The following is a 14,268-nucleotide window of genomic DNA, read 5'->3' on the forward strand; positions in this document are numbered from 1 at the left end:
GCCGTTTTGAAGCGCCATTTTTACTACTCAAAAAAATTCGTCGATCAGGAGACTCTCATGGAAATATCCCCCAAACAGCAATGGCGCAACGCGCTAGCATCGACCATCGGCAATATGCTCGAATGGTATGACTTCATCATTTTCGGATTTCTGTCCGTTCTGATTTCCCGGCAGTTCTTTCCGGCAAGCGATCCCTACACCGCCTTGCTGTCCACCACGGCCACCTTCGGCGCCGGTTTCATTTTCCGTCCGCTCGGCGGTGTATTGATCGGCATGTATGCCGATCGCGCCGGCAGAAAAAAGGCGTTGTCTCTCGTGATTACGCTGATGACGTTCTCCACGGCCATTCTCGCCTTCACGCCGACATACGCCACGATCGGCGTCGGCGCCACGGTACTCGTGGTGCTCGCACGCATCGTCCAGGGCATCTCCGCAGGCGGGGAGTTCGGCACGGCCACCGCCGTGCTGGTCGAGTTCTCGCCGAAGAACAGAAAGAATCTGTTCGGCAGTCTGCAGATGTTTGCGCAATGCTTCGGCTCGCTGCTGTCGGCCTTGATGGGCACGCTGCTTACGACGAGATTCAGCGACGCCGAACTCGAATCGTGGGCATGGCGCATTCCGTTCGTGGTAGGCCTGCTGATCGGTCCGTTGGGCTTTTACCTGCGCAGGAACATGACCGAAACCGAAGCGTTCGAACAGGCCGCGCACAAGCCGAAAGGCGTGTTGCGCGAAACGGTACGTAGCCACAAGCGGGAAATAGCGGTAGCGGTGGCCCTGAGTTCGACGCTGAATGTCATGGCCTACGTGGTCATCTCGTATCTGCCGATCTACGCTGTCCGCAATCTCGGCCTCCCCGCGTCGGTCCCGTTCAAGGTGCTTGTGATTGCGGGCATTGTCCGCATGATCCTCATTCCGTTCTTCGGGATTCTGGCCGACCGGATCGGCGCCGATGTAATTCTGCGTTGGACATTGTGGCTGATTCTGGCGGTACTTTATCCGTGCTACTACTGGACGATCCACGCGCCGTCGATAATCTCCGTGCTCGGGACATCCGTGATCTTTGCCGTTCTGATGGGCGCGTTTCAAGGCCCTATCTCGACCTATTGCGCGGAACTATTTCCCGTGCCGGTTCGTTCGACCGGTCTATCGGTCGCCTACAACATTGGCGCGTCATTGCTGGGTGGTTTCACGCCATTCGTGTTGACCTGGCTGTTGCACGATACCGGGGATAAGTACATCCCCGCGCACTATTGCGCGTTCTTCTTCGTCATCGGTCTGATCGGTCTCAAGTTCGGCGCACCCACGAGCCATAACAGCGACGCCGTCGAACCGCTAGCCAAACCCATCGTCAATCGATGATCCCCAGGCGGTCGTCGGACCGCCTTTCCTTTCGTCTTCACCTTTAATTTCTATCCACCATGGTCAACGCACTTCCTCAAATCCTGCGCGCCGAAGCTTACCAACCCGGTAAACCAATCGAAGAACTAGCGCGCGAAATCGGTATCTCACCGGAACGAATCATCAAGCTCGCATCCAATGAAAACCCGCTCGGTATGTCGCCCCAAGCCCGGCAAGCGGCCGTGGACGCGATGCACGACAGTGCGCTTTATCCGGACGGCAACGGTTTTCATTTGAAGCAAGCGCTCTGCGAGCACCTGAAGGTCGAAGAAAACAATCTGACGCTTGGCGCGGGCAGCAACGAAATTCTCGATCTCGTCGCCAGCGTGTTTCTGTCGGCCGGCACGAGCGCGGTGTACTCGCAATACTCGTTCGCGGTCTATGCGCAGGCAACACTGCGCGTCGCGGCCGACGGCATTTCCGTTCCTGCAAAGGACTACGGCCACGATCTCGATGCGATGCTGAAAGCGATCCGCGACGATACCCGAGTCGTGTTTGTCGCGAACCCAAATAATCCGACTGGGACGTTTATCGACGAAAAACCATTGCTCGACTTCTTGAGCAAGGTGCCCGCTTCTGTCCTCGTCGTACTCGACGAAGCCTATTACGAGTACCTGCCGGCCGCGCGTCAATACAATACCGTCGATTGGATCAAACAGTTTCCGAATCTCATCGTCGCACGAACCTTTTCCAAGGCGTATGGACTGGCGGGCCTTCGCGTCGGTTACTCGATCAGTCATCCCGACATTGCGGACTACCTGAACCGGATTCGATCGCCCTTCAACGTCAGCACCGTCGCGCAGGCAGCAGCAGTCGCCGCGCTTGCCGACGTCGATTTTTGCAATGCGACGCGAGAGGTCAATCTTGCGGGCTTGCAACAGTTCTCGACAGGACTCGGTGCGTTGGGAATTCGTACGCTTCCGTCGTGCGGCAACTTCATTCTGGCCGAGTTTGGCGAAACCGCGGGAGCCGTCAACGCCTATCTGTTGAAGAACGGCGTGATCGTTAGGCCAATGGGCCGATATGGGCTGAAACACTGGTTGCGGATTTCCGTCGGACTTCCCGAGCAGAACCGCCGATTGCTGGATCTGCTTGACCTCGCTGATTCACCGCTGCGCGGCCAGCAGTCACGTTAACGGGAAAGCGCCCAATGTTTGCATTGGGCGCTCTCGTTTTATTGCCGTTCCCGCCGTTCCCGCCGTCTCCAGATCAGAACAGAGTTCTCAAGCCCAACGCGACACCGGTTTGATTGTTACGGCCCGGATAGTCGGCCAGAAAGGCCCCGTTACCGCGCGCGAAATCGACTGTGCCATACACTTCGGTACGCTTGGAAAGCGCATATTCGGCGAGGATCGTTGCCGAATAGTTGATACCGGCGCCCAGCGCGCCGCCGAGCGTGGCCGCGTTTCTCGCATGATCGTAGTAGCCCGCGAACGTCAGCGTCAATGGCGCCGTGACCTGCCACGTGCTGCCGACGTACAGCGCATCGTCGATACGATTCGGGCTCACGTGCGGCAGAGTCGGAGCCCCCGACTGCTGCATGTCGATGTCGGCGAGACCGGTATTATCCTGCGAGTGCAGCCAACCGGCGAGCAGTTTCACCGACGGCGTAATCGCATAGACACCGCTTACGTTCGCGATGTTGAACTTCTTGCCGCCCAGATCGTTTTGCTGAAAACCGGCATCCGCGGAAAACGGTCCGATATCGTATGAAACCGTCACGCCGTACATGCTGTTCTCGCCTGTGCTGCCCGCCACACCGCCGAAACCGTACATGCCCGAGACGTGAAGGCCGCCGAACTGGCCGCTGTATTTGACCGAACTGCTGGCGGTCAGGAACGGGCCAACAGGGTTGTATACGTAACTATCCTGCCAGTAGTCTCCAACGGTCATGGGATCGAAGGTTCTTCCCATCGCCTCGAAGAACGGCGTCTGCTGACGTCCAAAAGTGAGCGTGCCATATTGGCTGCTGGACAGTCCGACGTAGGCTTGACGTTGGAATAACGTGTTGCTGCTATTGTCGAGTTTGCCGCTCCAGAGCTGGAACTGGTTCTCAAGACGGAAAACGGCCGACACGCCGTTGCCCAGATCTTCACTCCCCTTCAAACCCCAGCGGCTCGGGGTCTCGACACCTTCTCCCATTGCGGTCTGACTGTTGTTCTTCGAGTCCGCATTGGTCAGGTATCGAATGCTCGTGTCGGCGAGACCATACAAAGTGACCGAACTCTGCGCGAATGCCGTGGGAACGAACAGCACGAGCGCGGTTGTACCTGATACAGCAAGAACCTTCTTCATCAACATCTCCGTTGTCAATTGTCGAGCGTTTTTTGTGGGCGAACATGGCCGGGCAATCCGGCTTTTTTATTTGAGCGTGGTGGTACCGATCGGAGCAAAGTGACCGGATTTCGCCTGGTAAAGCGTGACCGGCGCGGACAACAGATCGCCTTTCGCATCGAACGCGATGCGCCCCGTCACGCCAGCAAAGTCGACCTTTCGTAACTGCGGGAGGTACACGGCCGGTACCGTCGAATCGGCCCGCTTCATCGCATTGATAAGCGCCCAGGCGGCGTCATACGAAAACGGCGCGAAGAGCACGACCTTTCCATACTTGCTGAAGCGGCTCTTGAATGCGTTGCCGCCGGGAACGTCGTCGAGCGGCTCGCCCGGCTCTGCCGACAAAGTGCCGTCGGTGCCGTTCGCTCCGCCGGCCAGCTCAAGAAACTTGTCCGTCTCGAGTCCCGAGCCGATCAGCGGCATGGTCATCGCGAGGCTGGTCATCTGCTTACGCAATGGACCACCTTGCGCGTCGACGCCGCCGTAGAAAATCGCATCCGCCTGCGACGACTTGGCTTTGGTGAGCACACCGCGAAAATCCGTGGTGTTTGCCGTCACGTACTCGCGGTCGACCACCGTTCCGCCGTTCGCTTTGAACGATTCGACAACCACATCCGCCAAGCCTTGTCCGTAAGCGGTACGGTCGTCGATCACGGCAAGACGGCGGATCTTCGTTTCCCTGGCCATGTACTGTCCCAGCACGCGGCCCACATACGAGTCGTCCCCAATCACGCGAAATGCGGTGGGAAAGCCTTGACGGGTAAAGTCCGGATTCGTGGCCGCAGGCGAGATCTGCGGAATGCCGGCATTCGCATAGATCCTCGATGCGGGCAGAGTGGCACCGGAATTGACGTGACCCACCATGCCCACCACGCCGGCGTCCACCAGCTTCTGCGCGACCGTCACCGCCATTCTCGGATCCGCGGCGTCGTCCTCCGCGAGAAGCTGGAACTCGACCGGTTGCCCGTGGATCCGGATGCCGGCCGCATTCGCTTCCTCGATCGCAAGCCGCGCGCCGTTCTCCGCGTCCTTGCCAATCTGTGCGTTTGCTCCCGTCAGCGGACCGGCGAAACCGATTGAGACGGCTTGCCCGGCACTGGCCGCATGCCCCAACGTCGCGCCGGCGAGCACGGCAGTCGTTACGATTGTTTTCTTCACTTGCGTGTCTCCATGGTTTTTAACGAATACGATCGTTGCTTCGAGAGAGATCTAAAATAAAATGATCCGGATGCCGAAATAATCGGATCGTGTCGTGATCTAAATTTGTCGATTCGTTGCGCGTCGCGCGAAGCAAGGCGCGCAACTCATCCGTGAGCGTTGCGATCGAGTGGAGTTAGATCTGATGAATCGACTTCGTGACCAGGCAGGCGTCGACACCTTCCGGGCCGTCCTCCGAACCGTGTCCACTTTCCTTGACCCCTTGGAACGGACTATCGGCATAGCGGATCACCGTCGTATTGATGCCGACCATGCCCGCTTCGATGGCATCCGCAATCAGATTCGCACGCCGCCCGTTTTCGGTGAAAGCGAACGCGGCGAGGCCGAACGGAAGCCGGTTGGCCTGCTCCACGACTTCATCGAAGGTCGAGAACCGGGCGGTCAATGCGATCGGCCCAAAGGGTTCTTCATTCATGATGCGGGCGTGGGCCGTTACCTCGGAGAGGACAGTCGGACGGAAGAAGAAGCCCTTTCCGTCCGGACGTTCACCGCCCACTCGAACTCTCGCGCCATGCGACACCGCATCGGCAATCAAGCCTTCCAGCGCGACGGGGCGCCGAGGGTTCGCTGTGGGCCCCATCATGCTGGTCTCGTCGAGGCCGTCGCCGATGTTGATCTTTTCCACACGCGAAGAAAAGGCGCTGACGAAGCGGTCATAGATTCCGTCCTGCACATAGAATCGCGTGGGCGACACACACACCTGCCCCGCGTTTCGATACTTCGTCGCGACCAGAATGTTGACCGCCTTATCGACGTCGGCGTCGTCGAAAATGATGACGGGCGCGTGGCCGCCCAATTCCATCGTCGTGCGCTTCATCGTGTCGGCGCAAAGACGCATGAGGTGTTTGCCGACTGCCGTGGAGCCGGTGAAGCTCGCTTTGCGAATGATCGGCGAGGCCAACAAATGGCGAGAGACTTCGTCCGGTACGCCACACACGAGCTGCGCCACCTCTTTCGGCAGCCCGGCGTCGAGCAAAGCCTGAATCACGGCAATCGCGGAGGCAGGCGCTTCCTCCGCCGGTTTCAGGATGACCGAGCAGCCCGCTGCGATCGGTGCGCCCAGCTTGCGTGCAGGGCTATCGACCGGAAAATTCCACGGCGTGAACGCCGCGACCGGACCGATCGGCTCCTTCACGACCAAGGAGCGCGCGCCGCTGGGTCGAGACAGGACACGTCCATAAATTCGCTTTGCCTCGCCCGCATAGAAATCGAAAAGCGCGGCACTCGCGAGCACTTCGTTCTTTGCCTCGACAAGAAGCTTTCCTTGCTCCAGCGTGACGTTCCCCGCAATCTGTTCGACGCGTTCGCGCATCAGTCGCGCCGCACCGGCAAGCACCCGGCTTCTCTCGTCGGCGGCGCTGTTGCGCCAGATATGAAAACCCCTGCGCGAAGCCTCCAGCGCGCGATCGAGATCCGCGGCATTGGCGAGCGGCATCTCGCCGATCGTGTCGCACGTCGCGGGATTAACGACCTGGTGAGTGCGACGCCCCCCTCCCTCGACCCACTCTCCGTCGACGAACATGGCGAGTCTGGGATATCCGTGACTTCTGGAATCAAATTTCATTCGCTATCCTTAACCAATAAGCAACTTGCACGCCGGGATCAGCATGCATGCACGTAACCGTGCGCCCGATCGCAATTCGAATTAAATCCGCTTGAATATGAAGAATCGAATTTCCAGGGATAGCGAGACAGAAAAGGTATTTTTAATATTATTCCGATCTTGAGCGAATGCGTTATCGCCTCACCATAACCAGATCGACATCATGCAATTTAACCATCGGCAATCCGGCGCACAGATCATCCGGCAAGGAAAATATACCAATACAAAATTTCGACGGTGAAGTTGGAGTTATCAATCAATTTATTGGAATTCGATATATATATATATTTATAGAGAGAACCCCGAAATCATGAATTGAATTAAATTATTCGAGCGGAAACAGGTTCCGCATGGATGCGACGTCTCAACCCGGCGCTGCGGCATTGACGAGCGAACGCAGCTTCAGGGTCACGGCCTCGGTGAAAATGGTGCAGATTTCCGAGTTCGTCCGTCCAGATTTGCGAGCGACGTACACGTCGATCGAATCGCTCGGCCGCCTTAAATGGGTCGCCTGCACGGAGAAGCGCGCACACATGGGCAGCACGAACGCGGGCAGGATCGCCGCGCCATGGCCGGCCTCGACAAGCGCCACAATGGTCAGCAGATGACTGAACGCTTCCCGCTGGACAATGGCGCGCCCCAAGTCCATCAGTCGTTGATCGATGATCTGTTGCATGGGATTACCGGCGGACATGCCGATCAACGGCGCGGCGGGAATGTCCGCCCAATCCATTTCGGCGGAAAAAGCCGTGCCGCCGAATCGGACTTCTCTAAATTCGTCCCGGCAGACATACACCATGTCGAAGGTGCCGACCACCTCCCGGGTAATGCCCGGCGAACTTTTAACGACGGCATCCACACCGAGATCGACTTCGCCCGAATCGATGAGCGCGATGATCTGGCTCGAATCCGCTTCTTTCATATGAATCTCGATGTGCGGATACGCGTTCGCGATGGAGGTCAGCACCGCCGGCAAAATGCCCGCCGCCATGGCCGGCGTGACGGCCACCGTCGCACGACGATTTTCGACATCCGACATGTCGCCGATGTCGCGCACCGCCGATTCGAGTTCCGCCAGCGTACGCTGGGCGACCGGCAAAAATCTCGCCCCGGCGGCCGTAATGCGGACCGAGCGCGTCGTACGGTCGAACAGACGCGTGCCGAGTTGCGCTTCCAGCTCCTTCAACATGAGACTCAGCCCGGATTGCGTCAATGCGACTGCTTCAGCGGCCTTGGTAAAACTGCCCAGGCGCGCTACCGCCGTGAACGCCTTCAACTGCCGCGAAGTGAGATTCATGGATAATCCCGTTCAATATATTGACGATGCCTGTTTCACAGCATCAAACAAGTGTAGTTCAATCTATTCTGGCGCAAAGTTTTTTCTCTGGGATCTGAATGACAGTTAATCGCGATATACCGGCAAAGACAGAATCAATGCCGATAATCGCGAAGCCACGGTGCAAATGAAAATACCCGCACCGCGTGGCCGTTAGCGAACGTCGTTGCGGCCGCGTCCGACCTACCGTGGCGTTCCATACCGGAACGTCTCGAAGGACCCTTCGGGAATCTGCAAGGGCGCGCGCACGCCGGCACGCGCGGCCGCAATCCGCAACTCGCGGGCGTGAGCACGGCCCGCCTCGTCCAGCCATGTCCGGTCATGTCCCCAGATGCTAGGCCCATGCACGAGTTCCGCCGCCTCCCATGGCTGGCTGACCGAGCGACCGCCGAAGCCCACCTCCATCATGAATTTCGACGGCGACCACGCGTAAAACGACGTGACGAAATCATTGGTATGGCGTCCGAGCGTTGCACCGATCATCCCGTCCTCCTGCAGCGCCAGGTCATAGGCCTGCCCGACATCGTCGAGCGACAACGTCTCCAGCATCAGGTGATGGACACCGACGCGTCCCGTCTCGACCAGCGCGATGCTGTGATGGCGCGCCGCGTCGATCTTCGTATGCAGGAAATAAGCCTTGAACGGTGCCAGCGCAAAATCGCTCAGGCCGAATCCCAACACATCCGTATAAAACGGCAGCACCGAAGCGATATCGCGCACCATGAAAACCGCGTGCCCGATGCCCTGCTCTGCCGTGCGAAAACCGCTAACCGGTCGAGCGGAGACGAACGGACTTGCGGCATCGCGCAAGCCATGAAAGATCTCCAGCCTGTTTCCGGCCGGGTCGATGAAATAGACCATTCCCGCGACGCCGCGACGCTCCAGTTCGAGCGAACTCGCGGCAGCAACGCGGACGTTTGCACGATCCAGTTGACTGGCCGCCTCCAGCAATTCCAGCGGACCCGCAACCTCCAGCCCGTAGAACGCGCCGCCGTCGACGGAACAGGCATCGATCATGAAGCGCGAATGCTTCGAGTCCAACTGATAGTCGACCCGATGTCGCGAATGCGATGTGGCCGGCGTCGGGTCCAGGGCCAGCAGTTTCCGGCCGAACGCGCGCCACGAATCCAGATCGGTCGATGTCACGCCCACGTAGCCGAGGCTAAGAATGTTCATCGCTGACTCCGCCGGATCACGCTGTTTGCGGCGCTTTCACGCGCTGCCGGATGTGGCCGAACGGCGCCCAGCCGGCGTCGTCGAGCGCGGCGATCTCCACCAGATCGCCATAGCGCAGATGCGGCGTCCTGACTTCACCCGTTTCGATTTTTTCTATCATCCGGATTTCCTGCAAACACGCCGAACCGACACTACGATCCCGATTCGACACCGTGCCCGAACCGACGATGGTTCCAGCCGACAGCACACGAGATTTGGTCGCAAATGAAATGATCTCGGCGAAATCGAAATTCATGTCCACGCCCGCGTTCGGCGTGCCGATCACGCGTCCATTCACCCGGCTCTCAATCTTCAACGACAGCTTGCGACCGTCCCACGCCGAACCCAGTTCGTCGGGCGTAACAGCCACCGGCGAGAAAGCCGTGGACGGTTTGGACGTGACGAAGCCGAAGCCCTTTGCCAGTTCGTCGGGCATCAGGTTGCGCAGGCTGACGTCGTTCGCGATCACCAGCAACTTGATATGCGCCGCGCTCGCTTGCGGTGAGCAGGACATCGGCACATCGTCGGTGATGACGGCGACTTCGGATTCGAGGTCGATGCCCCAGCTTTCATCCGGCACGACAATGTCGTCGTGCGGTCCCGCGAAGCTGTCGGATGCGCCTTGATAAATCATCGGCTCCTTGTACATGCTGGCGGGAATATCGGCGTTGCGCGCCCTGCGCACGAGTTCAGCGTGATTCAGAAACGCCGAGCCGTCGAGCCACTGGAACGAACGGGGAAGCGGAGCCCGCACCGGTGACGAAACGAAGTCGACCGCCTCGGCCAGCGATCCTCTGCTCAGCTTTCTGTACACGTCCTCGAGTTCCGCCTCGACCTGAGCCCAGTTCTCGACGGCGACACGCAGACTCGGTGCGATTTTCGGAACCGCGACCGCGCTGAGCAGATCCCGCGAAACAACCACGAGGGCACCGTCGCGGCTGCCGTCATGCAAGCTTGCCAGCTTCATTTCAACCACCTCATCCTTTCGACCTGTTGCACTTCAGTACCCGGCGGTGCGATCGACCTCGTTCAGCAATTTTTCTCCAGCCGATAGCCGTCGCAGATTCTCGATGAACTGCTCGACGACCGGTTCGACCGCCGGTTGCGCCGCGCAATGCGGCGACACCAGCACACGCTCGTGCCGCCAGAACGGACTGTCCAGAGGCAAGGGTTCCGTGGCGAAAACGTCGAGCGCCGCACCGCTCAGATGGCCACTCGCGATGAGTTCGAGTAGATCGTTTTCCACCACGATGCCGCCGCGCGCGACATTGATCACATAGCTATGCCGCGGAAGCTGCGACAAGGTCTCGCGATTGAGAAGACCGCGCGTCTGCATGGTCAGCGGAAGCAGGCAGACCAGGAAGTCGCTCTGACTGAGAAACGGCGCCAGACCTGCCTCGCCGGAAAAGGTCGGAACGGGCGAGTCTGGCCGCTCGTTTCGTACCCACCCCGTCACGCGAAACCCGAGACCGGTCAGCACATCTGCAACGACGCGTCCCATCGAGCCCATGCCCATCAGGCCAACCGTAAACTTGCGCGCGTCCGGTACATCGATCCATTTCCATTCAGCCGCCGCGTGCTGCTTTTCGATGGCTGACAGCGAGCGAAACTGACGCAATATCTGCATCGCGACGAATTGCGCCATGCTGAAGCCGAGGCCGGGATCGACCGCCCGAGTCACCCGCACGTGCGCGGGCAAGTCCTCGCATCCCAGAATGCCGTCGGCGCCCGCACCGGCGGAAGCGACCAGCTTCAACGCAGGCAAACGCGGTACGACGCCGGCCGGCAACCTGAAAGTAAACATCGCCTCGATACTGCTGTCGATGTATTCGGGGAGTGCCGTCAACACTTCGATCTCAGGCGCCGTGGCGCGCAGAACTTCATAACGTTGCTCGACAAATTTCGAGGTTAACAGCATCAGCACGCGCGATTTTTTGAGTTGACCGGTCACGCTGCTCTCTCCACGGCGAACGAGGTATTCCAGCGACGCGCCTGCCGGCAGAGTAGCTGCCAGCGCAAGTCCATCACATACGCGCTCTTGAGAAATCGCTTCGTCTGCAGCAGTTCTTCGTGCGGCAGTAATTTGGCGTCGCCGACAGCGAGACATTGCAACTGGATGCGCGCCGCGTTTTCCAGCACGATGGCGGCAATCACGTTCTCGGCGATCGACGGACCGACGACGATCGAACCATGACTGCGCAGCAGGATCGCGCGATTCTCGCCGAGCCTGGCCGCAATGCTTGCGCCCTCTTCCCTGGCGAGCACAATGCCTTCGAACTCGTCGAAGAGAACAATCTCTTCATAGAAGAGCGCGCCGCTTTGCGTGATCGGCTCAAGGCACTCCCCGACGATGCCGAGCGCCAGCGACGCCTCTGCATGCGTGTGCAGAATGCACGTCACATCCGGGCGGTTTTCGTAGATCTCGGTATGAATGTTCAGCGTCGGATTGCACTTCGCCGTGCCGGTGATGGTCTTCAGATCGAAGTCGACTTCGATCATCTCGTCGGCGGTCGCTTCCTCGAAGCCGTAGCCGAACGGGATCGTCCAGAAGGTCTTCCTGCCGGGCAAACGGGCGGTCAAATGTCCGGCGACGCCACTACCCAGATCATTCATCGCTAACGCCTGGAACGCAAAGACCAGATCTTTAATCAGCGTAATTTCTTCGCGAGATGGCATGGCTGTTTCAACTCCAGATAATGTGTTGATGGAAAACCTGAATGTCTAAAATCGGGACAAGGCGGATCGGCTAGCGATAAGTTTCGGCGCCGGACCCGTCTGTGGAGTGGAGATGAACAGGCTGTGCAAATCCGCGAAATGCGCTATGTAGCGAGGGATTCCGATGCGTTCCACCGGCATTGCGCCCAGGTGAAACAGACAGCGCGCAGGTGGGGCCGCCGGTTACCTGACCGGCAGCAAGCGCTTGTCGTGATCTATCGTCCAACACTGCTCTTCTCCGAACATCGCGAAATATCGCCATGCCGAATTGAACACCAGGACAATTAATCTGAGAAGTTTAAGTATTTTATGGTTTGATGGGTTTTGCAAATAAATGGAGAAGCGCTGAATAACCGCGGGTCAAGAATCGCGCCTCTCTCGTGGCCGTTTAACCGCCTCCTGGAAAAGCTCACCTTGGGTCGATCCGGCGAACTTCCCGCTCCCGGATCAGCTCACCTCCGCTCCATTCACGAAACCTGCGCCCGCCGCGCAAACAACCGCCGCGTCAAATCGAACGCGACCAGGTTCCCCGCCAGCACCAGCAGCAAACCCACCACCGCCAACGCGGACCACTGATAGCCTTCGAACACCGTCGACACCGCCAGCGCCACGATCGGGAACAGCACCGTGCAATACGCGGCTCGCTCGGGGCCCATGCGGCCGACCAGCATCAGGTACGCCGTAAAGCCGATCACCGAACCGAAGATCGACAGATAGCCGAGCGCACCGAGATAGCGGACAGTCGGCTCAACCGCGAACGGCAATCCCGCCAGCGCGCTACCCACCGTCAACACGCCCGCGCCGATCAACATGGCCCAGCTATTGGTCGCGAATGGATGCAGCCCCATCGATTGCATGCGGCTCGACAAAAGGTTGCCGGCGGAGAAGCAGATCGTTCCCAGGAAGGCCACGCCGAGTCCCAACCAGGCGGTGTGATCGCCGAGGTGACCGGTCATCTGCTGGACAAACAGACACACGATGCCGACCAGCCCCAGCAATGCTCCCGCAATCGCCGACGGCTGCAGCGGACGGCCCATGAAAAGCCGGCCGTTGATCGAGTTCAGCAACGGCGCGGTGGAAAACACCACGGCGACGAGTCCGCTCGGGACCACCCGCTCGGCGTAGTAGAAGCAAAGGAAGTTGACGCAGAACAGCGCCAGCCCCTGCGCGACGAGGTATCGCCACGCGGCGCGCGGCGGCCATATCGGCCGGCGCATGACGCGCAGCAGCGCGAACAGCACGAGCGCCGCAATGCCGAAACGCCACGCAATCGAAACGGGCGGCGGCACCACGCCCAGCTGCCATTTGATGGCGATCCAGGTGGTGCCCCAGATCAAAACGGTAACGACGTAAAGCGCGAAATTCATGGTCGGGTCGATCACTGCGAATGCTGAAGACCCGACTATGCGCGCGCGCTGGCCGCGGCACTTGTCCAGGATTGCGCACTTTTTCTTGGTGACGAGCGGCCGCGAGGACATCGCCGTATACTGGCGGCCAGCCCGATTTCCGCTGTATCCCGCCTGTCCCGTGAACGCTCGAACGCCCGCCCCCGTGTTGAATTCCACCGAAACGCCTTTCGGCCTGCATTCGGTTTGTCACACGCTGAGCAGCTCGAACGCGAATCTCGACCGTTTCGCGTGGCTCGGCGACCGGCTCGCGGTCGCCATCTGGACGCGCGATACCGAAGAGGCGGAAACCGCGTACGAACAGCCGGGCCATCACACGCTGTCGTGCTATCTGAACGGCGGCTACCGCACCGAGCGGCAGAAAATGCCCGGGCATTACGGCGCGCCATCCCGGCTCTGCACGCTACCCGGCGATCACGAATCGCGCTGGTGGGTACGCGGGCACATGCACTTCATGCATCTGTATTTCCTGCCCGAGCATTTCACGCAACGCGCCGTTCAGGAACTCGATCGCGAGCCGCGCGAACTGACGCTTGCGGACCGTACTTATTTCGAGGACGAGCAGATCGCCAGCTTGTGTCAGACGCTGGCGAACGAAGACTGGCAAGACCCGGACGGCTTGCTGCGCACGAACGAAACCGCGCATCGGGTGCTGAGTCTGCTGTTGCGCGCGCAAGGCGTGCGCCGCGCCGACGCCGCGCTCAAAGGCGGATTGTCGGTGGCCACGCGGCGGCGTTTGCGCGATTACATCGAGACGCATCTCGCGCAGACGCTCACGCTCGGCGAACTCGCCGGAGTTGCGTCGTTATCCGAATTCCATCTCGCGCGGATGTTCCGCACATCGTTCGGTTTGCCGCCCGCCGCGTGGATCGCGCAGCAACGGCTCGAACGTGCGCGGACGCTGTTGCGCACCACGGCGCTGCCACTCGCCCAGGTGGCCGAACAATGTGGCTACGCGAACGCCAGTCACTTCAGTCATCGGTTTCGCGAAAGCGTCGGGGTGGCGCCGTCCGCGTATCGGCAAGCGCTGGTTGCCTGATACG

At 59.6% G+C, this 14,268-nt stretch carries 11 protein-coding genes and 1 pseudogene; 3 read left to right on the forward strand and 9 right to left on the reverse strand.

What is annotated here, in order from left to right; translation table 11 throughout:
- Nucleotides 1-57: 57 nt before the first annotated feature.
- Complete coding sequence (locus LFL96_RS27130; protein ID WP_281003780.1) at nt 58-1,359, forward strand: MFS transporter; 1,302 nt, start codon at nt 58-60, stop codon at nt 1,357-1,359.
- Nucleotides 1,360-1,418: 59 nt separating this feature from the next.
- Nucleotides 1,419-2,534, forward strand: a complete 1,116-nt coding sequence (gene hisC, locus LFL96_RS27135; protein WP_281003781.1) for a histidinol-phosphate transaminase — start codon at nt 1,419-1,421, stop codon at nt 2,532-2,534.
- A gap of 73 nt (nt 2,535-2,607) precedes the next feature.
- Here hisC and LFL96_RS27140 read toward each other — a convergent pair whose 3' ends face one another.
- The 9 genes and pseudogenes from LFL96_RS27140 to LFL96_RS27180 form a co-directional block, all read right to left on the reverse strand.
- Nucleotides 2,608-3,693, reverse strand: a complete 1,086-nt coding sequence (locus tag LFL96_RS27140; protein ID WP_281003873.1) for a porin — start codon at nt 3,691-3,693, stop codon at nt 2,608-2,610.
- Between the two features lie 66 nt (nt 3,694-3,759).
- The gene (locus tag LFL96_RS27145) at nt 3,760-4,890 is read right to left on the reverse strand and encodes a branched-chain amino acid ABC transporter substrate-binding protein (RefSeq protein ID WP_281003782.1); all 1,131 of its coding nucleotides are present in this window, start codon (nt 4,888-4,890) and stop codon (nt 3,760-3,762) included.
- A gap of 175 nt (nt 4,891-5,065) precedes the next feature.
- Nucleotides 5,066-6,514, reverse strand: coding sequence for an NAD-dependent succinate-semialdehyde dehydrogenase (locus LFL96_RS27150; RefSeq protein WP_281003783.1), 1,449 nt, complete (start codon nt 6,512-6,514; stop codon nt 5,066-5,068).
- Between the two features lie 403 nt (nt 6,515-6,917).
- Nucleotides 6,918-7,652, reverse strand: coding sequence for a LysR substrate-binding domain-containing protein (locus tag LFL96_RS27155; protein ID WP_281003784.1), 735 nt, complete (start codon nt 7,650-7,652; stop codon nt 6,918-6,920).
- A 420-nt stretch (nt 7,653-8,072) separates the two neighbouring features.
- On the reverse strand, nt 8,073-9,065 hold the full coding sequence (locus LFL96_RS27160) for a VOC family protein (protein ID WP_281003785.1): 993 nt from the start codon (nt 9,063-9,065) through the stop codon (nt 8,073-8,075).
- Nucleotides 9,066-9,081: 16 nt separating this feature from the next.
- On the reverse strand, nt 9,082-10,071 hold the full coding sequence (locus tag LFL96_RS27165) for a fumarylacetoacetate hydrolase family protein (protein ID WP_281003786.1): 990 nt from the start codon (nt 10,069-10,071) through the stop codon (nt 9,082-9,084).
- Nucleotides 10,072-10,104: 33 nt separating this feature from the next.
- Nucleotides 10,105-11,211: a glyoxylate/hydroxypyruvate reductase A gene (locus LFL96_RS27170; RefSeq protein ID WP_281003787.1), complete on the reverse strand. Its 1,107-nt coding sequence runs from the start codon at nt 11,209-11,211 to the stop codon at nt 10,105-10,107.
- Between the two features lie 14 nt (nt 11,212-11,225).
- Nucleotides 11,226-11,780 (reverse strand): annotated as a pseudogene (locus tag LFL96_RS27175) (class II aldolase/adducin family protein); the annotation flags it as partial.
- 506 nt (nt 11,781-12,286) lie between these two features.
- Nucleotides 12,287-13,186 (reverse strand): EamA family transporter, encoded by a 900-nt coding sequence (locus LFL96_RS27180; protein ID WP_281003788.1) that lies wholly within the window; start codon nt 13,184-13,186, stop codon nt 12,287-12,289.
- Between the two features lie 184 nt (nt 13,187-13,370).
- Between LFL96_RS27180 and LFL96_RS27185 the strand changes: the two genes are divergently transcribed.
- Nucleotides 13,371-14,264 (forward strand): AraC family transcriptional regulator, encoded by an 894-nt coding sequence (locus LFL96_RS27185; protein ID WP_281003789.1) that lies wholly within the window; start codon nt 13,371-13,373, stop codon nt 14,262-14,264.
- Nucleotides 14,265-14,268: the final 4 nt, after the last annotated feature.

Origin of the sequence: Paraburkholderia sp. D15 (assembly GCF_029910215.1) — a bacterium.
Classification (GTDB): domain Bacteria; phylum Pseudomonadota; class Gammaproteobacteria; order Burkholderiales; family Burkholderiaceae; genus Paraburkholderia.

What these genes read in the sequence shown, in the direction of transcription:
- LFL96_RS27160 (WP_281003785.1), bottom strand. Translation starts at nt 9,065, where the DNA reads ATGAACATTCTTAGCCTCGGCTACGTGGGCGTGACATCGACCGATCTG.
- LFL96_RS27150 (WP_281003783.1), bottom strand. Translation starts at nt 6,514, where the DNA reads ATGAAATTTGATTCCAGAAGTCACGGATATCCCAGACTCGCCATGTTC.
- LFL96_RS27140 (WP_281003873.1), bottom strand. Translation starts at nt 3,693, where the DNA reads ATGAAGAAGGTTCTTGCTGTATCAGGTACAACCGCGCTCGTGCTGTTC.
- hisC (WP_281003781.1), top strand. Translation starts at nt 1,419, where the DNA reads ATGGTCAACGCACTTCCTCAAATCCTGCGCGCCGAAGCTTACCAACCC.
- LFL96_RS27165 (WP_281003786.1), bottom strand. Translation starts at nt 10,071, where the DNA reads ATGAAGCTGGCAAGCTTGCATGACGGCAGCCGCGACGGTGCCCTCGTG.
- LFL96_RS27130 (WP_281003780.1), top strand. Translation starts at nt 58, where the DNA reads ATGGAAATATCCCCCAAACAGCAATGGCGCAACGCGCTAGCATCGACC.
- LFL96_RS27180 (WP_281003788.1), bottom strand. Translation starts at nt 13,186, where the DNA reads ATGAATTTCGCGCTTTACGTCGTTACCGTTTTGATCTGGGGCACCACC.
- LFL96_RS27170 (WP_281003787.1), bottom strand. Translation starts at nt 11,211, where the DNA reads ATGTCTCGCTGTCGGCGACGCCAAATTACTGCCGCACGAAGAACTGCT.